At 36.2% G+C, this 21,500-nt stretch carries 23 protein-coding genes and 3 tRNA genes; 12 read left to right on the top strand and 14 right to left on the bottom strand.

Features of this window, described 5'->3' with window-relative positions; genetic code table 11:
* Positions 1 to 9 precede the first annotated feature (9 nt).
* Together ABVM53_RS11490 and ABVM53_RS11485 are read left to right on the top strand one after the other, a co-directional pair.
* On the top strand, positions 10 to 1,008 hold the full coding sequence (locus ABVM53_RS11490; protein WP_405326154.1) for a glycosyltransferase family 2 protein: 999 nt from the start codon (positions 10 to 12) through the stop codon (positions 1,006 to 1,008).
* Between the two features lie 90 nt (positions 1,009 to 1,098).
* Positions 1,099 to 1,932: an OmpA family protein gene (locus ABVM53_RS11485; RefSeq protein ID WP_128758340.1), complete on the top strand. Its 834-nt coding sequence runs from the start codon at positions 1,099 to 1,101 to the stop codon at positions 1,930 to 1,932.
* A gap of 71 nt (positions 1,933 to 2,003) precedes the next feature.
* Here the strand turns inward: ABVM53_RS11485 and ABVM53_RS11480 are convergent, their stop codons facing one another.
* The 11 genes from ABVM53_RS11480 to tgt form a co-directional block, all read right to left on the bottom strand.
* Positions 2,004 to 2,840, bottom strand: a complete 837-nt coding sequence (locus ABVM53_RS11480; RefSeq protein WP_405326151.1) for an alpha/beta fold hydrolase — start codon at positions 2,838 to 2,840, stop codon at positions 2,004 to 2,006.
* A gap of 94 nt (positions 2,841 to 2,934) precedes the next feature.
* Positions 2,935 to 3,552, bottom strand: a complete 618-nt coding sequence (locus tag ABVM53_RS11475) for an L-threonylcarbamoyladenylate synthase (protein WP_371456013.1) — start codon at positions 3,550 to 3,552, stop codon at positions 2,935 to 2,937.
* Between the two features lie 5 nt (positions 3,553 to 3,557).
* Positions 3,558 to 3,767, bottom strand: a complete 210-nt coding sequence (locus ABVM53_RS11470) for a DUF2945 domain-containing protein (RefSeq protein ID WP_405326149.1) — start codon at positions 3,765 to 3,767, stop codon at positions 3,558 to 3,560.
* A 77-nt stretch (positions 3,768 to 3,844) separates the two neighbouring features.
* Entirely contained in the window at positions 3,845 to 4,381 is a 537-nt protein-coding gene (locus tag ABVM53_RS11465) for a DUF922 domain-containing protein (protein ID WP_405326147.1), read from the bottom strand.
* Positions 4,381 to 5,565 (bottom strand): asparagine synthetase B, encoded by a 1,185-nt coding sequence (locus ABVM53_RS11460; protein ID WP_405330866.1) that lies wholly within the window; start codon positions 5,563 to 5,565, stop codon positions 4,381 to 4,383. The genes ABVM53_RS11465 and ABVM53_RS11460 overlap by 1 nt, the downstream gene beginning before the upstream one ends.
* A gap of 223 nt (positions 5,566 to 5,788) precedes the next feature.
* Positions 5,789 to 7,522, bottom strand: coding sequence for an alkaline phosphatase D family protein (locus ABVM53_RS11455; RefSeq protein WP_405326145.1), 1,734 nt, complete (start codon positions 7,520 to 7,522; stop codon positions 5,789 to 5,791).
* A gap of 150 nt (positions 7,523 to 7,672) precedes the next feature.
* The gene (gene dnaB, locus ABVM53_RS11450) at positions 7,673 to 9,241 is read right to left on the bottom strand and encodes a replicative DNA helicase (RefSeq protein WP_128758334.1); all 1,569 of its coding nucleotides are present in this window, start codon (positions 9,239 to 9,241) and stop codon (positions 7,673 to 7,675) included.
* 167 nt (positions 9,242 to 9,408) lie between these two features.
* Positions 9,409 to 10,362: an acetyl-CoA carboxylase carboxyltransferase subunit alpha gene (locus ABVM53_RS11445; protein ID WP_371456007.1), complete on the bottom strand. Its 954-nt coding sequence runs from the start codon at positions 10,360 to 10,362 to the stop codon at positions 9,409 to 9,411.
* A gap of 90 nt (positions 10,363 to 10,452) precedes the next feature.
* The gene (locus ABVM53_RS11440) at positions 10,453 to 11,364 is read right to left on the bottom strand and encodes a DMT family transporter (protein ID WP_405326142.1); all 912 of its coding nucleotides are present in this window, start codon (positions 11,362 to 11,364) and stop codon (positions 10,453 to 10,455) included.
* Positions 11,351 to 12,427, bottom strand: coding sequence for an LptF/LptG family permease (locus ABVM53_RS11435; RefSeq protein WP_128758331.1), 1,077 nt, complete (start codon positions 12,425 to 12,427; stop codon positions 11,351 to 11,353). Before ABVM53_RS11435 ends, ABVM53_RS11440 begins: the two co-directional genes overlap by 14 nt.
* Positions 12,428 to 13,558 (bottom strand): tRNA guanosine(34) transglycosylase Tgt, encoded by a 1,131-nt coding sequence (gene tgt / locus ABVM53_RS11430; protein WP_371456005.1) that lies wholly within the window; start codon positions 13,556 to 13,558, stop codon positions 12,428 to 12,430.
* A gap of 193 nt (positions 13,559 to 13,751) precedes the next feature.
* Between tgt and ABVM53_RS11425 the strand changes: the two genes are divergently transcribed.
* From ABVM53_RS11425 to ABVM53_RS11415, 3 genes are all read left to right on the top strand, one after another.
* Positions 13,752 to 14,597 carry a transketolase gene (locus ABVM53_RS11425; protein ID WP_405326139.1) on the top strand — a complete coding sequence of 282 codons (846 nt, stop codon included), beginning with the start codon at positions 13,752 to 13,754 and terminating at the stop codon, positions 14,595 to 14,597.
* Between the two features lie 41 nt (positions 14,598 to 14,638).
* On the top strand, positions 14,639 to 15,592 hold the full coding sequence (locus tag ABVM53_RS11420) for a transketolase family protein (protein WP_371456003.1): 954 nt from the start codon (positions 14,639 to 14,641) through the stop codon (positions 15,590 to 15,592).
* 114 nt (positions 15,593 to 15,706) lie between these two features.
* Complete coding sequence (locus tag ABVM53_RS11415) at positions 15,707 to 16,291, top strand: outer membrane beta-barrel protein (RefSeq protein WP_405326137.1); 585 nt, start codon at positions 15,707 to 15,709, stop codon at positions 16,289 to 16,291.
* An 80-nt stretch (positions 16,292 to 16,371) separates the two neighbouring features.
* On the opposite strand, the gene ABVM53_RS11410 is transcribed toward ABVM53_RS11415, so the two are convergent.
* Complete coding sequence (locus tag ABVM53_RS11410) at positions 16,372 to 17,274, bottom strand: FKBP-type peptidyl-prolyl cis-trans isomerase (protein ID WP_371456002.1); 903 nt, start codon at positions 17,272 to 17,274, stop codon at positions 16,372 to 16,374.
* 79 nt (positions 17,275 to 17,353) lie between these two features.
* Here ABVM53_RS11410 and ABVM53_RS11405 point away from each other — a divergent pair, with 79 nt between their 5' ends.
* From ABVM53_RS11405 to ABVM53_RS11395, 3 genes are read left to right on the top strand one after another with little or no spacing between them, the layout of a single operon-like run.
* The gene (locus tag ABVM53_RS11405; protein ID WP_128758325.1) at positions 17,354 to 17,743 is read left to right on the top strand and encodes an RNA-binding S4 domain-containing protein; all 390 of its coding nucleotides are present in this window, start codon (positions 17,354 to 17,356) and stop codon (positions 17,741 to 17,743) included.
* Entirely contained in the window at positions 17,733 to 18,311 is a 579-nt protein-coding gene (locus ABVM53_RS11400; protein WP_405326134.1) for a methyltransferase, read from the top strand. The genes ABVM53_RS11405 and ABVM53_RS11400 overlap by 11 nt, the downstream gene beginning before the upstream one ends.
* A gap of 20 nt (positions 18,312 to 18,331) precedes the next feature.
* Positions 18,332 to 18,835, top strand: coding sequence for a phosphoribosyltransferase family protein (locus tag ABVM53_RS11395; protein ID WP_371456000.1), 504 nt, complete (start codon positions 18,332 to 18,334; stop codon positions 18,833 to 18,835).
* On the opposite strand, the gene ABVM53_RS11390 is transcribed toward ABVM53_RS11395, so the two are convergent.
* Positions 18,827 to 19,345 (bottom strand): shikimate kinase, encoded by a 519-nt coding sequence (locus tag ABVM53_RS11390; protein ID WP_405326132.1) that lies wholly within the window; start codon positions 19,343 to 19,345, stop codon positions 18,827 to 18,829. The two genes, ABVM53_RS11395 and ABVM53_RS11390, sit on opposite strands and share 9 nt — an antisense overlap.
* Before the next feature lie 121 nt (positions 19,346 to 19,466).
* Here ABVM53_RS11390 and ABVM53_RS11385 point away from each other — a divergent pair.
* From ABVM53_RS11385 to ABVM53_RS11375, 3 genes are all read left to right on the top strand, one after another.
* A tRNA-Lys gene (locus ABVM53_RS11385) sits at positions 19,467 to 19,539 on the top strand.
* Between the two features lie 77 nt (positions 19,540 to 19,616).
* Positions 19,617 to 19,689, top strand: a tRNA-Lys gene (locus ABVM53_RS11380).
* 52 nt (positions 19,690 to 19,741) lie between these two features.
* Positions 19,742 to 19,824: transfer RNA gene (locus tag ABVM53_RS11375), tRNA-Leu, on the top strand.
* A gap of 133 nt (positions 19,825 to 19,957) precedes the next feature.
* On the opposite strand, the gene ABVM53_RS11370 is transcribed toward ABVM53_RS11375, so the two are convergent.
* Positions 19,958 to 20,182 (bottom strand): hypothetical protein, encoded by a 225-nt coding sequence (locus ABVM53_RS11370; RefSeq protein WP_405326130.1) that lies wholly within the window; start codon positions 20,180 to 20,182, stop codon positions 19,958 to 19,960.
* A 241-nt stretch (positions 20,183 to 20,423) separates the two neighbouring features.
* On the opposite strand from ABVM53_RS11370, the gene ABVM53_RS11365 reads away from it, so the two are divergent.
* Positions 20,424 to 21,497 carry a tyrosine-type recombinase/integrase gene (locus ABVM53_RS11365; RefSeq protein WP_405326128.1) on the top strand — a complete coding sequence of 358 codons (1,074 nt, stop codon included), beginning with the start codon at positions 20,424 to 20,426 and terminating at the stop codon, positions 21,495 to 21,497.
* Positions 21,498 to 21,500: the final 3 nt, after the last annotated feature.

Raw genomic sequence — 21,500 nt, 5'->3', positions numbered from 1 at the left:
ATTAAAGAATTGAAAGTAGCACTAGTTATACTTAATTGGAACGGTAAACATTTACTGGAGAAATTTTTGCCTTCAGTAATAGAACACAGCGCAGATGATGCTCAAATTTATGTTGCAGATAACGCGTCAACAGACGACTCAGTCGCCTATCTAAAACAACATTTTCCGCAGATAAAATGTATTCAAAATACTTCTAATGGCGGTTATGCCAAGGGATACAATGAAAGTTTGCAAGGCCTAACTGAAGAATTATTTATTTTAATGAATAGTGATATCCTCACTACTCAAAATTGGTTAAAGCCTATTATAAAAGAATTCATTACAGATAAAAACCTAGGTGCTGCACAGCCAAAGATCCTAGATTTAAAGCGGAAATCTCATTTTGAGTATGCTGGTGGTGCAGGAGGTTTTATTGATAGACTGGGATATCCCTTTTGTAGAGGCCGCATTTTTGAAACTCTAGAAGAAGATCACGGTCAGTACGATGATGTTGCTCCTATTTTCTGGGCCAGTGGTGCTTGTTTAATTATACGGAATGACCTTTTCTGGAAGGTGGGCGCACTCGACGAACTCTTTTTTGCGCATCAAGAAGAAATAGATTTGTGCTGGCGCATTCACGGAACAGGCAAAACTATTAAGTGTATAGGTAAAAGTACCGTGTATCATTTGGGCGGTGCCACATTAGAACAAATGAATCCGCAGAAAACTTTTCTGAACTTCAGAAATAATTTAATTCTATTACTTAAAAATGTCGCTGGTATTCAAGTTTGGCTTCTCCTATTTATTAGATTATGTTTAGATGGCATTGCCGCTTTTAAATTCTTGATTGAAGGTAAACCTGCTCACTTTTTTGCAATTTTAAGGGCACATTTTAACTTTTATTCAAAAATTTTTATAGTTCTTAAAAAGAGACACAATATACTGAAAATCACTAAGTACTATCAAATTAATTCTATCGTATGGATGCATTTCGTAAGCAAAAAGAAGCAGTATGACGAAATTTTTTAACAAAATTTAAAGTATTGTTAAGTTTGATATTTTGCATCGTATTTTAGGTATATTTGGCTCCACAAAATTTAAATAGAAAACAACTAAATTATGAGAAAATTAATGCTTGTATCGGCTTCTGCTATGATACTTCTTTCCTCTTGCGTATCTCAGAAAAAATATGCTGCATTGGAGGCAAAACAAATGGAAACTCAAGACATGCTGAATTCAGCAACTGTGAAATTGAACTCTTGTTTAGCTCAAAGTGAAACATTACGTGAGCAAATAGGAGATTTAAGAAAAACTAATAATAGTTTAATAGACACTCAAGGTAACCTTACCACTTTATCAACTAAAGGTGCTGAGAACTTAGAGAAATCTTTAGAGCAAATGAAAGAAAAAGATCTTCAGATCAAAACTTTCCGTGACGCTTTAAACAAGAAAGATTCTGTAACTCTTGCATTAGTAACTAGCTTAAAAGGTGCAATAGGTAACTTAAATGATGACGATATCCAAATCAACGTTGAGAAAGGTGTTGTTTATGTTTCTATCTCAGACAAGTTATTATTTAACAGTGGTCGTTGGGATGTAACTAGCCGTGCAAAAGAAGTACTAGGTAAAGTTGCTACAGTTGTTAAGAATAAGCCAGAGATCGAATTTATGGTTGAAGGTCATACAGACAGCAAATCTATTAGCACTGCAGTTATCGAAGACAACTGGGATCTAAGTGTTAAACGTGCAACTTCTGTAGTACGTATTTTACAAAAAGAATTTGGTGTTCCTCCAGAGCGTATGGTAGCAGCAGGTAGAAGTTACTACGTGCCACTTGCTAGCAACGATACTGAAGAAGGTCGTGCTCGTAACCGTAGAACTCGTATCGTAGTTCTTCCTAAGCTTGACCAATTCTACAAGATGATAGAAGACGGTATGCCTAAAGAAAAATAATATTTTCTAGTATTAGAAAATAAAAAAAACCCGGTCTACGACCGGGTTTTTTGTTTATATGCGTTTCTAAATTACTTAGATATAAAGTCGATAAGTAACTTATTTAATTCTTCAGTATGCGTGAAAACAAGTCCGTGAGGCGCATCCTTTAATATGTGTAATTCACTGTTCTTTACTATTTGTGCGGCTTGGTTAGCAGAAGGTTTTATAGGCACTACCTCATCCGCATCCCCGTGAACAATGAGCGTAGGCACATCAAATTTCTTCAAATCGTCTCTAAAATCTGTGGTCCCAAAAGAATCTATACAATCTACCGTAGCCTTTGGTGATGCATTTGAAGCAATAGACCAGTTAAAGTGAACCTGAGCCTCACTAATGCGATCTGTATTAGCCTCATAATTCACAAAATTTTTACCAAACTCTTTAAGAAAACCCAACCTGTCTTTGCGAACACCTGCTTTAAACGATTCAAATGTTTCTGCTGGTACTCCATCAGGATTGTCATCTGTTTGCAACATAAATGCAGCTACAGAAGAAACAAGTGCCACTTTTTTAAGTGCTGCAGTGCCATAGTGCGCAATATATTTACATACTTCACCACCACCCATAGAGAAACCTACCAATGTTGCATTAGTCAATTTTAAAGTGGTTATAAGATCATTTAGATCTTTTGCTAAGGTATCGTAATCATAAGGTCCCCAAGGTTTGTCAGAATTGCCGAACCCTCTCCGGTCATAAGCTATAACCCGATAACCGGCATTTACTAAAGGTTCAATTTGATATTCCCACATTTGATGACTAAGGGGCCATCCGTGGATTAGAATTATAGGATCTCCGCTACCGTAATCTGTATAATATAGATTTATAGCTTCGCCATTTTCAGTTGAAGTTGTTCTTAGAAAGCTCATAATTTAGTTTTACACTTAAATTACAACCTCTATCCAGTGTATATAGTTTATTCGGTGTATTTTAAAACAATTTTAACCTTAAGGTCTTAACGTTTTAGATCGTTAGCGAACCCTTCCCCTCTCGAATAAGTACTGCTTCACCACTAGTCAAATCAATCACTGTAGAAGGCACATTATCTCCATAACCCCCATCAACGACAATATCTACCAACTTATCCCACTTCTCTAAAATAAGTTCGGGATCTGTGGTATACTCCACAACTTCATCCTCATCATAAATAGAAGTAGATATGATAGGATTGCCCAGTTCTTTTACAATTGCACGTGCAATATTATTGTCGGGCACCCGAATACCTACTGTTTTCTTCTTTTTAAATGCTGAAGGTAAATTGTTATTTCCCGGCAATATGAAGGTATACGGCCCCGGTAATGCACGTTTTAATATCTTAAACGTGGGCGTATCAATTTGCCTTACATATTCAGAAATATTGCTCAAATCTTCGCAAATGAATGAAAAATTTGCTTTCTCGAGCTTCACTCCTCGTAGTTGTGCGACTTTAGTAAGTGCTTTGGTGCTAGTAATATCACATCCCAAACCATACACGGTATCTGTAGGATATATTATCACACCATCATTTTTGAGGACCTTAACGATGCGCTTAATCTCACGTTCGCTTGGATTGTCGTTATAAAGTTTAATAAACTCTGCCATCTTAATTATGCTTTTTCTACTTCACTTTCTAATTTCAAAACCTCAGAGCCATCCTCTTGCTTGATATTAAGTGCTTTGTTACCTTCTTCCCCATCGCGGGTAATTTCAGAACCTTCAATAGTTCTGGTTATTTTTTTAGTATAAGTTTTTTCAACTGTACCGGTTGCAGAACCGTTACCCCATTTCCATTTTACAGTACTTCCTTCTCGAATCATAACTTTTTTTTCTAAAGTTAAAAGAGTCTGTAATTTTAAACCCCCACTCTAACAGAAGATTAACGAGGCTCAAAAAATTAGGAATAGTTACGTAGCTTATAGAGACTATTTTTTACAAAAACTTCCCATTTTTTCTCAGCAGCTTCATTTTGAGAATGATCTGTTTCATTATCAAATTGTGTTTGCATCTCTCGCCGTTTAGCTTCTATAGTATTATAAATTTTCTGAATTTCAGATTTAGAGTTTTTTGTAAAACGATATTCATCTATGGCTTTTCTAAGTAAACGTGCGTGAAGTTCTGAAATATCAAAATGGGTTTGCTCGTGTGCTAAGGTATTTTCATCAATCAACTTTGGTTTATACCACGACAAATTAGGATAAAAATTAGCCGTAATAATCGAAGCTTTTTTTACTAAAAATCCTTTACTGTCAATAGTATATCTATGGCTCAGTCCAGAATTTGCAGTCGCAGAATATCGAGCTCTTCGATCTGGCAAGGCTTTAAAATCTGACCATTCTAAGGGATCATTAGCATCCCAGGCAAAACGCTCTGCGTTACGTTGACCAGAAAGAAATACAACTGCTAAGACAATTAAAAATAAATGGCGATACATTAGGTTTTTTGTTGTTTTTTCTTTGCTGCAGGAAATAATATATTATTTAAAATAAGCCGATATCCAGGACTTGTAGGATGCAATTCTAATTCCGTTTTAGGATCTCCCACCCGATGTTGATAATCTTCAGGATCGTGACCTCCATAAAAAGTAAAGAAACCTTTACCCTTTATTCCGTGAATATACCGCGCCTCTCCATTCGTTCTATTTTCTCCTAAAATAAGAACGTTAGCCTTTATTTCAGACGGATTGTACGCAGTCGTCTGCCCCATAAAGCCTTTTACTAATGCAGTATGATTTTGACATAACATCGTAGGAACAGGATCCCATTTTGCTGAAAAATTCTTTAAGCTAAAATAATCTGTATCTGCATTTATTGCTCGTACCGGAGTGGTATCTATACTCGAGAATTCGTACTGTACGGGAGAACGTTCCAGAGTAAAGTCTGTAAAAGCAAATGTACGTTCAAAATTAATTAGGGATTGGTAGTCTGCATCTGAAGCATCTCCGTCAAACATAGGCTCGCAAATATCTACCCCTGCAGCGGCTAATGCAATATCAAAACTATCGGTAGCACTACACATAGCAAACATAAAACCACCACCTATCACATAGTCGCTTATTTTTGAAGCTACTGCTAATTTTTCTTCGGAAACTTTCTCAAAGCCCAATTCTGTAGCAAGAGCTTCGGCATTTTGCTTTTCTTCAATATACCATGGCGTAGCTCTGTAAGTCCCATAAAATTTGCCATACTGTCCTGTAAAATCCTCGTGATGCAAATGTAACCAGTCATATAAGATCAACTCATCTGCCAGTACTTCCTTATCGTAAATTTTGGTATATGGTATCTCTGCATACTCTAATACCATTGTTACTGCATCATCCCAAGGTGCAGAACCATCAGGAGTATAAACAGCAACCTTTGGAGCTTTTTCAAGGATAACGGCTTCCATATTTTGCGACGGACTCTCAATCTCGGCTAAAATCTGTTCTGTTTTTGAATCGCTAATAATTTCAAAAGTGATTCCGCGTATTTTACATTCTCTTCTTAAACTCTCTGAGTCAGGAAGCAAAAATGAACCGCCTCTATAATTGAGTAACCATTTCACTTTTTGATTTTGACTAAGTGACCAGTATGTTATTCCGTATGCTTTAAGATGTTCTCTTTGACCTTCTGCATCCATTGGTATAAGTACATATGAAGCATAGTTACTTATGGAAACAAGCAAAATTGTTAGAAGGGCAATAGCGGTTTTATAGTTATATGTTTTCAATCTTTAGATTTTATAGCAATATATATCCTATGAAATACAACTTAGCAAATAATATGCCTACTTTAAATAAAAATAGTGTAATTCTAAAAGTTTTCCCTCTTAGAATTACACTAGATAAAATACTTAGGTTTATTTATAAACTTGCAGTAAACCCAGCCGTTACGCTATAATTTGGATTTTCTAGAGTATCTATAAAAAACCAACTTGCATTTACTCCGCTGTCATTTACAGCAACCTTAAGATACCCTCTTTGTGAGGCATCAAAATTTTGCAAACCATCTATTAATACTACAAGCGCCTGCTGAAAGGCTCCTAATTGCTCAGGAGATGTACCAAGATAAGTTTCAAAACCCGGCGAACTTACAGACGATGTCGCAAATTCTGTTGCTACTTTTTTGCCTGCTGCATTATAAATCTCGTTATGCCAAGCATTATGGGTATCTCCTGCCAAAACCACCACATTTTTATCTTCAAAAAGAGCTAATAATTGTTCTCTTTCAGCAGCGTATCCATCCCAGGCATCAAGATTATAAGGAATAAGTGTCGTTATACGTGCTCTTTCGGCAGCAGTTAACGTGGAATCATTTGCAAGTAATCGAACTTTGAGTTGGATTAATTGCATCAAGCTACCCTCAAATTGTGCTTGGGTACTTGCCGTCACTGTCCCTAATGCTGCTACCTCTCCGAGTATTTGTCCTAGAATCAAAAGCAATTCTGCCGGCATCATCATACGTCCCATAAGCACTTGCTGACCAATTATTTGATATTTTGAGGAACTTGAAGTCATTTGGTTTTTGAACCACGATAACTGCTGTGCTCCCAACATTGTTCTCGAAGTATCAGTAAGATCATTCTGAAATCTTATGGCGTCAATAGCGCCAGTTGCATCTACGTAGTCAAATATTTCAAGTTGTTTATCCCGACCTACCAGTCGTGTGTCTAGCATAATTAAATCTGCCAGATCTCCTATTTTAAAACTTCTGTAAATAATGCTTATATCATTTGTCATAGCAGGCATAAATTCACTATAGGCTTGCAATGCGGCTTGTTTACGCACTTCAAAACTACCTTCATCACTTTGGTGATTCTGTGCTCCGTCAATATAGGTATCGTTTGTGATTTCGTGATCATCCCACACTGCTATAAAAGGCTTTAGCTGGTGCGCCAATTTAAGGTCTGCATCAGATCTGTATTGTCTGTATCTGGTTCTATAATCATCTAAGGAAACAATCTCTCGATTAGGCTCCGGAACGCGGTTTAGAGCTACTGTATTTTCGTTAGTTCCGTATTGATCTGGAGCATACTCATAAATATAATCTCCTAAGTGAATGACAATATCCACATCTGAGTTAGCAACTTCCTTATAAACATTAAATAGACCTGCAGGATAATTAGCGCAAGAGACCACAGCAAAAGAAACTGCTTCATTTCCTGTCGCCGCTAATGTAATTGTTTGACCTACCGGAGAAACCGTTACATCTTCAGAATTTATAAAGCGATAGAATAATTTTAGAGAAGGTTCAAGATCTTTAACTTCAATAGCAGCAGTAAAGTCACGAGATTGATCAACTACTACTTCACCTTCACGTAATATAGTGTCAAAATTAGAATCTAAACTTAATTGCCAGATAATACTAGCCGAAGGAGCTGTAGTTGCGTAGCGTGTCCAAATAATTACCTGATTTGCTGTAGGGTCGAAACTTGCGACTCCCCAATCAAAATTTTCAATCTTAAGATTTTCAGGAATTTTAATAGATGCCGGCAAATCATCATCAGAACAACTTATAAAATTAGGTACCAGAATTACTCCACCTGTAGCAAGTAAAGTATTTTTTAGAAACGCGCGTCTCTTTAGATTTGAATTCATGCTATCTTGTTTTAGATATACAGAATTACCTATAATATTCAAATCAAATTTCTCCAATGTGTTAACCTAATTTTATCAAATAACACCGGAAACAAAAAAAAGGAAGCCGTTAGGGCTTCCTTTTTTACTATAACGTAAAGTTCACTTTAATTAAAAAGGAACCTCATCTTCACCATTACGATCAAACCCACCATCATTCATAGAACTACCAAATGCCTGATCGGGCGTAGGCGTTGGGAATGACTCTGGTCTAAAGGTATCATCATTCGCCGCTGCATTTTGATTCATAGCAGATTCAAATTGATAAGGCGTATTAAAGTCATCGAGGTTATCAAATTTACCTAAATGCCCAATAAACTTAAGACGTATATTTTCTAAACCACCATTACGGTGTTTTGCAATAATAAATTCGGCCTGACCATCGGTAGGGCTGCGCTCTTCATCATCCCACTCATCAATCTTATAGTATTCTGGACGATAAATAAATGATACAATATCTGCATCCTGCTCAATTGCTCCAGATTCCCTAAGGTCAGAAAGCAAGGGTCTTTTACTACCACCACGTGTTTCTACAGCTCTCGAAAGCTGAGACAGTGCAATTACTGGTACCATTAACTCTTTTGCAAGTGCCTTTAAGTTACGTGAGATCATAGATATCTCTTGTTCCCGGTTTCCATTTTTTTGACTACCTCCTGCAGTCATCAACTGCAAATAATCAATTATAATCATTTTAATACCGTGCTGCGAAGCCAGACGGCGGGCTTTTGCACGCAAGTCAAATATAGATAGTGATGGTGTATCATCTATAAATAAAGGTGCTTTCTCAAGGCTTTTAACCTTAACATTTAATTGCTCCCACTCGTGTTTTTCTAATTTTCCGGTACGTAGCTTTTCTGAAGAAAGACCAGTTTCTGAAGAAATAAGACGGGTAATTAACTGAACAGATGCCATCTCAAGTGAGAAGAAAGCAACGGGAATTCCTTGTCCTACGGCAATATTACGAGCCATAGATAAGGTAAGAGCCGTTTTACCCATACCCGGACGAGCAGCAACAATAATTAAATCACTAGGTTGCCAGCCCGAAGTTAATTTATCAAGACGGTCAAAACCTGATGGAACACCAGACAGACCTTCTTTATTAGAAATCTCTTCAATTTTCTTTTTAGCTTGTATTACAAGACTTTGAGCAGTTTCTGAAGAACGCTTAATATTTCCTTGTGTTACTTCATATAACTTACTTTCTGCAGTATCTAATAAATCAAAAACATCTGTAGTCTCATCGTAAGCCTCCTCAATAATCTCGTTAGAAATTTTGATAAGACTACGCTGTATATACTTCTGTAAAATGATACGTGCGTGATACTCAATATGTGCCGATGAAGATACCTTTTGTGTAAGTTGTATAAGATAATAATCACCGCCTGCCTGATCTAACTTGGCCATTTTCTTTAACTGCTCTGAAACAGTTAATAAGTCAATAGGCTCCCCGTTTTCAAACAATGCACGTATTGCATCGTAAATGTGGTGATGGGCCTCTTTGTAGAAAACTTCGGGGGTAAGAATATCTATAATCTCATCAACACCCTTTTTATCAATCATCATCGCCCCTAGAACAACTTGCTCTAAATCAATAGCTTGCGGTGGTATTTTGCCACGTTCAAGCGATATTACTTCTTTTGAAGGATTAACGTAATTGGGTTTTGTTTTTACTTGTTCCATTAGAGCAAATGTAAAGAATGTGTTAAGGGCAGCTTAATTTTCTACTCTTCGGTTATTCACTGGTCGTTAACAATTTACCTGTGAACAACTTTATTTTTTTGTTGATAAGCATAAAAAAAACCGGAACTTAAGGTTCCGGAATTTAAGTGCAAGTGATGTTTAAAAGGTTATCCTTTAAACACACCCATATTTGAATATTTATCCATTCGTTTTTCAACCAATTCTGATGCTGATAAGTTTTTTAAATCCTTATAAGTGCTTAGAATTGTGCTTTTGACAGTTGCAAAAGTTTCCTCACGCTGAGTATGAGCACCGCCCAATGGTTCTTTAATAATAGAATCGATTACTTTAAGGCGTTTTGCATCACTTGCAGTCAGTTTTAACGCTTCTGCAGCAATTTCCTTATACTCCCAACTTCTCCAAAGAATTGAAGAACAGTTTTCTGGAGATATTACAGAATACCAAGAGTTCTCAAGCATCATCACCTTATCACCTACTCCAATACCTAGGGCTCCACCACTGGCACCTTCACCTATTACTATAACTATAACAGGCACCTTAAGGCGCATCATCTCAAGTATATTACGTGCAATCGCTTCTCCTTGACCACGTTCTTCTGCTTCCAGACCCGGATATGCTCCCGGCGTATCAATAAACGAAACCACAGGAATACCAAATTTTTCTGCGCTCTTCATAAGACGCAGCGCTTTACGGTATCCTTCAGGGTTAGCCATACCAAAATTACGGTACTGTCTGGTTTTTGTATTATAACCCTTTTGCTGACCTATAAGCATAAAACTTTGGTCACCTATTTTACCCAGGCCACCTATCATTGCCTTATCGTCCTTTACCGTACGATCACCATGCAGTTCTAAAAATGAAGTTCCGCAAAGTGCTTTTATGTAATCTAAAGTATACGGCCTGTTAGGATGACGAGACAGCTGAACACGTTGCCAGGCTGTAAGATTTTTATAAATATCTTTCTTTGTCTCAGCAAGCTTCTTCTCAATCTGCTTGCAGGTATTAGTGACATCTACGTCACTCTCTTCACCAATTAAAGAACATTTTTGAAGCTGTTCTTCAAGCTCTTTAATAGGTTGTTCAAAATCTAAATATTCCATTAGGGGAAAATTTGAGTTAGCTCACAAATATAATGGTTTTAGAAACCTTTTGCCAAAGTCTCAACCATTTTAAATGTTAAGGTCAATTTATTATTTTACTTGTTTTTTTAATTGTCGGGCTGTACGCCACTTACGCTGACTTTTTAGAATGCCGTTACCAATAACAGTTAGCAAAATTAAAACTGCACCGTAGTAAAATCCGGTATTCATTTCTTCTGTATCGCCTAGAATCACATAGGCAAGTATAATACCATATACAGGCTCCATATTAGTCGTAAGCATTACGGTATATGGAGACAAATATTTCATCACTTTTATAGCCGCAATAAATGCATATGCCGTACAAATTGTGGCTAAGATTAGAATATAAATCCAGTCTGACTGATTTAAATTAAAAAACTGCGCATCAAAACGAGCTGTTACTGCAAGAAATACGGTTATAAATAGTGCGCCGGTTAGCAATTCATAAAATGAAATCATAACCGGATGATGCTGCTGTACAAATTTTCCGTTAATCAATGTGAAAATTGCAGATAGCAAAGCTGAAATTAAGGCGACAATTATTCCTTCAGTATATCGGGTTTCTACTTCAAATATGAGATACAGTCCCGCTATTACAAATAAACCAAAAACAATCTCGTACCAGATTACTTTCCGCTTATAAAATATAGGTTCTAGTATGCTTGTAAAAAATGCACCTGTACTTAACATAGCCAGAGTGATTGAAACATTAGCCAATTTAATTGCTCCAAAAAATGTAAGCCAGTGGAGGGCAATAATTATACCCGCTCCAGCCAACTTTAATCGTGTAGATTTACTTGCTCCTAGCGGAATCTTTTTGTAACGTATATAAATATAGATAAATAGTGAAGCAATTAACATGCGGTACCACACCAGTGCTACCGTGTCTATACTTATAAGTGCGCCTAAGACTGCGGTAAACCCCCAAATAAAAACTATAAAATGAAAATGGAGGTAGCTTTTTAAACTATCGTTTTGCATTGTTGAGCAGATATATTGCTAAAATCCCAAAAAGAACGTTAGGTAGCCAAACGGCTACTAACGGTGAAAAATCTGATTGCTCTGATATTGTTCCAAAAACTTTATCAAAAAATATGAATATAAAAGCGAGAGAGATACCAAGTGCCAGATTAATCCCCATACCTCCTCTTCGTTTCATCGAGGAAACCGCAACCGCAATTATAGTTAAAATATAGGCGCTTACGGGTAAACTGAAACGTTTATATAGCGTCACCTCATATCTATTTATTGATGACGAACCTCTAGCTTTTTCTTTGGCAATAAATTCTCGCAATTTTGGAGTGGTAAGCGTTTCTGCAATATATTCTAGTGGTGTAAGATCTTCTAAGTCGAAGGCGAATAACGTGTCTAATTTAGTCTGACTAATTAAAATATCACCTTCCTCTCCTATGATTCGTTTTTTATACCCATTTAACCGATATAAGGTGTCTTCAGGGCGGTACACAATGCTTCGCGCCTGAATTTTATACTTTAACGTATTATCCTCAAAATGTTCTAGCGTAAAATTCTGTCCCATCTTACTTGAGGGAGTAAATCGGCTTACGTAAATAAAATCATTATCGTTAATCTGTCTATACACATTACGCGTTTCCCTATCTGCTTTATTATTCTTTAAATACTCATAAGAAAACTCATTAAACCCTCTACTTGCTGCGGGAGCGAGATAGGTTCCTAATATATAGGCTCCTACACAAACCAGAGTTGCACCAATGAGATAAGGACGTAAAAATCTATAAAAAGAAACACCAGAGCTTAAAAATGCAATAACCTCGGTGTTATTAGCAAGCTTTGAAGTAAACCATATAACCGAAAGAAATAAAAACAACGGAAAAAGCAGATTTGCAAAATAAACTGTGAAGTTTAAGTAGTACAATACTACCTCTAAGAAAGGTACCTCATTAGCCAGCATCTTGTCTATTTTTTCAGCAAGATTTACTGTTATTCCTATCGGAATAAACAACACAAGCATCATCGTAAATGTACCCAGATAACGCTTAAGAATGTACCAGTCCAGAATTTTCATCTACAACCTTTTGTCCATTTGTTTAACCATTTTTTCTTTCCAGCTATAAAAATCTCCTGCTATAATATGTTTACGTGCTTCCCGTACTAGCCACATATAGAAACCAAGATTGTGTATAGTTCCTATTTGTCTTCCTAATATTTCATTTACACTAAATAAATGACGCACATACGCTTTTGAATATGCAGTATCTACCCAAGTGGTACCGTCTGGATCAAGGGGAGAAAAGTCTGCCTCCCATTTTTTGTTTTTAATATTTATGCTTCCGTGCTGTGTGAAGAGCGTTCCATTTCTTCCATTACGAGTAGGCATTACGCAGTCAAACATATCTATACCTAACGCAATATTCTCTAAAATATTTATAGGCGTGCCCACACCCATTAGATAACGGGGCTTTTCTTTAGGAAGGATGGCGGTAACAATTTCTGTCATTGCATACATCTCCTCTGCAGGTTCTCCCACAGAAAGACCACCAATGGCATTACCCACAGCCCCAGAATTTGCAATATATTCTGCAGACTGCTGTCTTAAATCTTTATATGTACTCCCTTGAACAATAGGAAAAAATGCCTGATCGTAACCATATTTTAAAGGGGTTTTTTCTAAGTGATTAATACACCTGTCTAACCAGCGGTGGGTCATATGCATAGATCGCTTTGCATAATTGTAATCGCAAGGATATGGCGTACATTCATCAAAAGCCATAATAATATCTGCACCTATACTACGCTGAATTTCCATCACACGTTCTGGAGTAAATAAATGTACAGACCCGTCTATGTGAGATTTAAACTTTACCCCTTCTTCTTTAATTTTTCGGTTTGCAGAAAGTGAGTAAACCTGGTAACCTCCACTATCTGTTAAGATATTGCGGTCCCAGTTCATAAACTTATGTAATCCTCCTGCTTTTTCTAAGATATCAATTTGAGGTCTTAGATAAAGATGATAGGTGTTCCCTAATATAATATCTGGGTTTATATCTTCTTTAAGTTCACGTTGATGCACCCCTTTTACAGTACCCACAGTTCCTACAGGCATAAATATGGGAGTTTCTATAGTACCGTGATCTGTGGTGATTGTTCCTGCGCGGGCCTGACTGCCTGCGTCAGTATTAAGAAGATTAAATTGCATAATATATTTTAGAGGGGGCAAAGATAAAACTATTTAGCAGATACAGGGTCTAACCCAAATAGGATAATGACAAATGTGCAATGATAATCCCAATCTTCTTAAATTATCTTAAAAGCTTAGTAATATATAGGTTATTGATTGTAATCCCTATTCAAAAACGGTATTTTTGAAATTCAATTTTAACTCAATAAAAATGCCAAACACAAAACAATTAGAGGATTTTGTTTCTCAGGTAAGAAGAGACATCGTAAGGCAAGTACACGGAGTGAATTCTGGTCACCCGGGAGGATCTTTAGGTTGTGCAGAATTTTTTGTCGCCTTATATCAAGAAGTAATGAAGCGTAAAGATGGCTTTGATATGGATGGCAAAGACGAGGATTTATTCTTCCTGTCTAATGGTCATATATCACCCGTATTTTATAGCGTTTTGGCTAGATCAGGATATTTTCCTGTAGCTGAATTAAATACATATAGAAAAATAGATTCACGTGTACAAGGTCACCCTACTACACACGAAGGTTTACCGGGAATACGTATAGCATCTGGTTCATTAGGTCAAGGTATGAGTGTAGCTCTAGGTGCAGCACAAACTAAAAAACTTAATGGAGACCCTAACTTAGTTTACTCATTACACGGTGATGGGGAATTGCAAGAAGGTCAAAACTGGGAAGCAATCATGTATGCTTCTGCAAATAACATTGACAACCTTATTTCTACAGTAGATTTAAATGGACAGCAGATTGACGGAACTACAGATCACGTTCTTAATATGGGCAGCATTAGAGCAAAATTTGAAGCTTTTGGCTGGGAAGTTCTAGATGTTGAGAAAGGAAATGATATGACTGCGGTTCTTGCTGGTTTAAAAGAAGCAAAATCATTAACCGGTATAGGGAAACCCGTTTGTATTTTACTACATACGATTATGGGTAATGGTGTTGATTTTATGATGGGAACTCACGCGTGGCATGGAAAAGCACCAAATGATGAGCAACTAGAATCTGCTTTAACTCAAAATCCTGAAACGTTAGGAGATTATTAATCGATAGCCTTAGCAGTTTCTCACACTTTAAAAATACATTCATGAAAAAATATATAAACTCAGGAAATATAGATACTCGTTCAGGTTTTGGAGCTGGTATGGATGAACTAGGAAAGACACATGAGAATGTAGTCGCTCTTTGTGCAGATCTTACAGGTTCATTAAAATTAAACGATTTTGAAAAAAATCATCCAGAACGTTTTTTCCAAACGGGTATAGCAGAAGCTAATATGATGGGTATGGCTGCAGGTATGACCATAGGAGGTAAAATACCGTATGCTACAACATTTGCAAATTTTGCAACAGGTCGCGTTTATGATCAAATACGTCAAAGTATTGCTTACTCAAATAAAAACGTGAAAATATGTGCATCTCACGCAGGTCTTACACTTGGTGAAGATGGTGCTACGCATCAAATCTTAGAAGATCTTGGATTGATGAAAATGTTACCGGGTATGACCGTAATTAATACGTGTGATTACAATCAAACAAAAGCGGCTACTATCGCAATTGCAGATCACGATGGCCCTGTTTACTTACGTTTTGGTCGTCCTAGCGTAGCAAATTTCACTGAGAAAGACGGAAAATTCGAAATAGGTAAAGCGGTGCATTTGCTTGAGGGTTCTGATGTGACTATCGTGGCTACCGGACATTTAGTTTGGGAAGCTATTAAAGCTGCTGAAGAATTAAATGAAAAAGGAATTAGCGCAGAGGTAATTAATATTCACACTATTAAACCTCTTGATGATGAAGCAATACTTAATTCTGTAAAGAAAACAAGATGTATTGTTACTTGTGAAGAGCATAATTATTTAGGTGGTTTAGGTGAAAGCGTTGCACGCGTACTTGCTACTAATGACCCTGCTCCTCAAGAATTTGTAGCAACTCAAGATACTTTTGGTGAAAGTGGAACTCCTGCCGAGTTAATGGAAAAATATGGCTTAAATACTAAATCTATTGTTGCAGCCGTTAACAAGGTACTAACTAGAAAGTAAATATTACAGGTATAATTCCTGAGAATGTTTGCTTCTATCAACCAAAATTAGAAGGTCTTTAGCTAGACCAAAATTAATTTTAACTGCTCAATATAAGAGCACAAAATAACCGATATGAAGAATTTATTTTTAGGAGTTTTATTTTTAGCTGCCGGTGCGGTAAGCGCACAGTCAGATCCGGGATTTGGTATTAAAGGTGGTCTTAACTATGGTGGTACAGGAGACATAAGTGATTCTGCAAGCAACGCTTATGACGACCCAAGTAGCGACATAGGTTATCACGTGGGAGTATTTGCCCGTACAGGAGAGAGATTGTTCTTTAGACCAGAATTAGTATATACTAAACTAAATACCACTTATGAGGATTCTGATTTCGGTATGCAAAAATTGGATGCTCCTTTATTAATTGGATATGAAGTAATAGGACCCCTAAATATTTTTGCAGGTCCATCGTTACAGTATATTTTAGATACAGACTACGATGGCCTAGCATTAGGAGATGTAAAAAATGATTTTACAGTTGGTCTTAATTTTGGTGCAGGAGTAGCTCTAGGTAAATTGGGGATTGATCTACGATACGAAAGAGGCTTTGGAGATAATGAAGCAGAATTTTTAGATTCTCGAGGCATTATTACAAATGGTTCTCGTATAGATACAAGACCAGACCAATTGATCTTAAGCGTTTCGCTTAACCTATAATTATATACTCTAATATTGAAAATAAAAAACCCGCCAGAGTTATCTGGCGGGTTTTTTTTATAGTTAAAAATATAGATGAATTAGTTTACATCTGGATCTAAATAATCTGGAGTACCATCATTATTAGAATCAGTGTATGTTACTGTCCCATCTGCATTAATGACAATTTCATCACGTGTAAGCGTACCATCACCGTCGTCATCTGTATCTAGGAAATCAGGAATATTATCTCCATCTGTATCATCTGCTACTTCATTCAAGAATTTGTTTCCGTTGATATCTTCTTTCCAGTTAGGAACACCATCATTATCATCATCTGTATCTGCAACCGCACGATACAAATCAAAAGTAAATACCAGATCTGAATACGAACTAAAACCACTACCAGAGCTATTAAAGTAGCCTAAACCACTCGGTATAAACACTGCTCCTATACCATAATCATTACCAAAAGTAACAGAACCGTCTGCGTTTTCAGTTGCCATTGTACCTGCCTTTAAGTTGCTCAATCCATTTGCAAAACCAAAAACAACCTGAGTAAGATCAAACCAGATTGGTGTAGTTGAACTATCAAATTTTGCACCACCTACTACACTGCCTTGATAATTAACGTAGGTAGAATCTGCAAAGGTAGGCTGGATGCCTGCACCTTGCCGTGCTATAAGACTATATAAAGTATATTCTGTTTCTTGATATGTAAATTTCTCTTCGATTACCTGCGATAACAATGGGGTTTTATCTGCATTGTCTCCACTAATCGTATCAAAAACTATTTTATAATCAAAGCCTTCATCTTCTGCTTCAAATTCTTCATAATTATAAAAGTGCGTTGATAGGTAGGCTTTTAAATTTGCCTGACTCTCTAGTTCTACTTCACCACGATCTCTAGGTGGAGTAACCTCTACAGAATCATCATCATTACTACAAGAAGCAAGAATTAAAAGGCTGAAAACAGCCATAAACACATTTTTAATCATTTTCATCATATTCCTTTTAGGTCGCGCAAGATACAATTTTGCGCTATTTTTGTGTTATTAAAAACGAGCTTTAAAGCAATTGATTATGCGAGTTGATAAATATTTGTGGTGTGTACGGTACTTTAAATCACGTTCTATTGCCACAAATGCCTGCAAAAAAGGGCAAGTAAAAATGAATGATGTTTCGGTAAAACCCTCTAGAGAGGTGTTTCCTTCAGATACCATACAGGTAAGAAAAAATCAAGTAGATTATATTCTTGAGGTTATTGAGCATCCGCCCAGCCGCGTTGGAGCAAAATTAGTAGGATTATATGTTATAGATAAAACCCCTGCTGAAAATTTAGAGAAACTAGACTTACTTAATTATTCTAAGGATTATTATCGCAAAAAAGGTACGGGACGCCCTACAAAAAAAGACCGTCGCGATCTAGATGATTTTCACGATACCGATGACTTTTTTGAAGATGTTGAATAAAAATTATTGGGAATCCAGATATAATGAATCTAATACGGGATGGGATATAGGTTATGCTTCTACCCCATTAACGGCTTATTTTGATCAATTATCAAACAAAAATCTTGAAATCTTAATTCCGGGGGCGGGATTTGGACACGAAGCATTGTATCTGGCAGACAAAGGTTTTAAGAATATAACTGTTTTAGATATATCTTCAATTCCCTTATCAAATATCAAGGATAGTTTACCTAACCCTGCATTAGTAACTTGTATAGAAGAAGATTTCTTTCAGCATACTCAAAAATATGACCTTATTATAGAGCAAACCTTCTTTTGTGCTCTTGATCCACGACTGCGATCTAGCTATGCATCACATATGCATAAATTATTAAAACCAGGCGGAAAGCTTGCCGGTGTGTTATTTAATTTTCCACTAAATGAACAGGGGCCACCCTATGGCGGAAGTTATCCTGAGTATCAAAATCTCTTTTCTGAATATTTCAGCATTAAAACCCTTGAGCCTTGTTATAATTCTATAAAACCACGTCACGGAAACGAACTCTTTTTTATATTTGAAAGTAAATAGCAACCTGCTTATAAACGCTTATGAAAACTACTGTACAGACCATTCTCAATCACGAAGATATTCAGAATAAAATACGACGTATTGCTTATCAAATTTATGAGAGTAATGTTTCTGAAAATGAAATTATTCTGGCCGGTGTTGCGCTTAATGGGTATGTAATTGCAGAACGTTTAAAAGTAATATTAGAAGAGGTCTCTGATATAAAATGTACTTTATGCAAGGTGACAATGAATAAAACTGCTCCCTTGGGTACGGTAGAAACCTCTCTTGATGCTAAAGATTATCAAGATAAATCACTAATACTTATTGATGATGTTTTAAATTCTGGAACCACGTTAATTTATGGAGTAAAACATTTTCTAGAGGTACCGCTTAAGCAATTTAAAACGGCTGTACTCGTAAATCGTAATCATAAAAAATATCCGGTAAAAGCAGATTATAAAGGTATTTCTTTAAGCACCTCATTGCAAGAGCGCGTTAAGGTGCGCTTTAAACCCGGAAAAGATTCTGCTATTCTAGAATAGCGTATTATTTAATTCTTTAATTAGCTCAGGCACTGTTTTTGAATTTACTAAAATCTTCACTTCTGCCTGATTGTAGTAGTAGCTACGTTCAAAAAGATGCTTGCGCACAAACTCTTCTAATTTCTCTTTAGTTTCTTGATGTTTTAAAACAGGACGCTGCTCTCGCTCTGTCCATAAACGCTGGGTAAGCTCATTAACACCTACGTTTATATAAACAGAAGTCCCATCTGCTTTTTTTATCCTCTCCATTGCATCACCATAACAGGGAGTGCCACCGCCCAGACTTATAATTGTATTAGGATAACCTTTAAGAAGTAAATCAAGATAAGCCGATTCGCGTTTTCTAAAATAGATCTCTCCTTTCTCTTCAAATATATCTTTAATTTTTTTTCCTTCCTTTTGCTCCAGGTAGTCGTCAAAATCGATAAAATTCATTTTTTGCTCTTGGGCTAAAATCCTCCCTAAAGTTGATTTTCCCGATCCCATATAGCCTATTAAATATATTTTCATCTTTAAAATTACTGATTTTCAGAAGCCTAACAGCTATCTGTATTTTTTATTCAAATTTATCACAAAAAGACTTGCAAAGATTAAAAAAATGGGTGTATATTTGCAGCCGCATTTAAGGAAAGACTTGGTAGCTCAGTTGGCAGAGCATCTCCCTTTTAAGGAGAGGGTCCTGGGTTCGAGCCCCAGCCAAGTCACTAACATAAAACCAGATCTCAACATCTGGTTTTATTTTTTAAAAATGTTGATTTTGATTAAAATCTGAGTTGTAAAAGACTTGGTAGCTCAGTTGGCAGAGCATCTCCCTTTTAAGGAGAGGGTCCTGGGTTCGAGCCCCAGCCAAGTCACTAATGGAAACCAGATCTTAGGATCTGGTTTTTTTTATTACTTTAGAATTATACCCGGATGCTGGAATTGGTAGACAGGCACGGTTGAGGGCCGTGTGTACTACGTACGTGTGGGTTCAAGTCCCATTCCGGGTACAAAAAACCCCTGTAAACACAATGTTTACAGGGGTTTTTCTTTTTATACTTTCAAATTACTGACGAAATTTCCCGTCTAAAATTGATGTTTAAAATTTAGCTTTCTTTTCCATATACTTTTGCCACATTACAATTAGATATTTGATTTACCAGATTTTTCCAGATCGAGGAATCCGTAATCATAAACGAATAAGTAAACATCTCCCCTCTTGTTTTTCCAATAATGCGTGAAGAAATTAGGGTTAAAGCCATCGTTTATAAGTTCAGCCTTCTGAACTGTAGTATAGCCTTTATAGCTGTATGTCTTTAATAACTTTCTATTTGTTTTAAGTTGGCGATCTACTTCTAAATAGAACACTTCTTTGGATTGTCTTCTTTCGTATTGACAAATTGATTTGCATTTTACAGAGCAAAATATTTTATCAATTCTACCAGCTATAACTGAATCACAAACCGGACAAGTTCTCATAGGCAATCCTTTTAAAAAAGTATATTATACGACTAATATACCTCTTAAAATTTGATTCTATTGTAGTATTGAAACCGTGAGTGCTCTAAAAAATATTACGTTATACAATATCATGATCAACAATCAGAAAATGATAGGGATAAAATTTGCGCCTGATAAAAAAATTCAGGCATTGGTAAAAAATCTTGATTCGCCAAAATGGAGCACTACCTATAACTTAGTATACATAATTAATTCTAAAACTAATCTTGCTCAAATCTATAAAACATTTAATGGTATAGCCTGGATTAATTACAACAGATTTCTAGCGAATAAACCTGTAAATAAGAAAAATGTTATAATTTACGTAGATTATTATCGCAATAGAAACCTTCCAAAAGATTACAAGCGATGCCCCGAAGAGTATCTCCTAAAACTTGAGCTTAAGCGCTATGCACTTAATACTGTGCGTACCTATATTCAATTTTTTGAACATTATATTAATTACTACTTCGATAAAGAAATATCAACTCTTAATGAAATGCACGTACGCAGATACCTTCAAGCATTAATACGTAGTGATAAATCTAATTCATACATAAACCAAGCTATAAATGCTATAAAATTTTATTATGAAAGTGTATTAGGAATGCCTAATCGTTTCTATGAACTAGAAAGACCTAGAAAAGAAAAGAAATTACCTACTGTTATCTCTAAAGAAGAAATACTAAGTCTTATTGACGCTACCACTAACGTGAAGCACAAATGTGTTATACAACTTCTGTATAGTTCTGGGTTGAGGCGTAGCGAGCTTCTTAACTTGAAAATTGCAGATATAGATAGTAAGCGAATGCTTATACGCGTGATTCAAGCTAAGTGTAAAAAAGATCGTTATACATTATTATCACATACTGTATTAAAAAATTTACGCATTTATTATAAATGTCATAAACCACAAAAATTTCTTTTTGAAGGACAAAATGGAAACCAATACAGCAGTACAAGTATTGTGAAAATTATAAACCGCTCTGCAAGCAAAGCAGGGATTTCTCAAAAAATAAGCGCACACACTTTACGTCATAATTTTGCTACGCATCTATTGGAAGCCGGAATAGACTTACGACAAATACAAGTTTTACTAGGTCACCAGAGTACAAAAACTACTGAAATATATACTCATGTAGCAACAAATACTTTTTTAAAGATCAAAAATCCCTTAGATTAGCTA

Origin of the sequence: Leeuwenhoekiella sp. LLG6367-2.1 (assembly GCF_045055775.1) — a bacterium.
GTDB classification, from domain to species: domain Bacteria; phylum Bacteroidota; class Bacteroidia; order Flavobacteriales; family Flavobacteriaceae; genus Leeuwenhoekiella; species Leeuwenhoekiella aequorea.
Note: the sequence above shows the minus strand (reverse complement) of the source record. Positions and strands in the feature narration are given on the sequence as shown.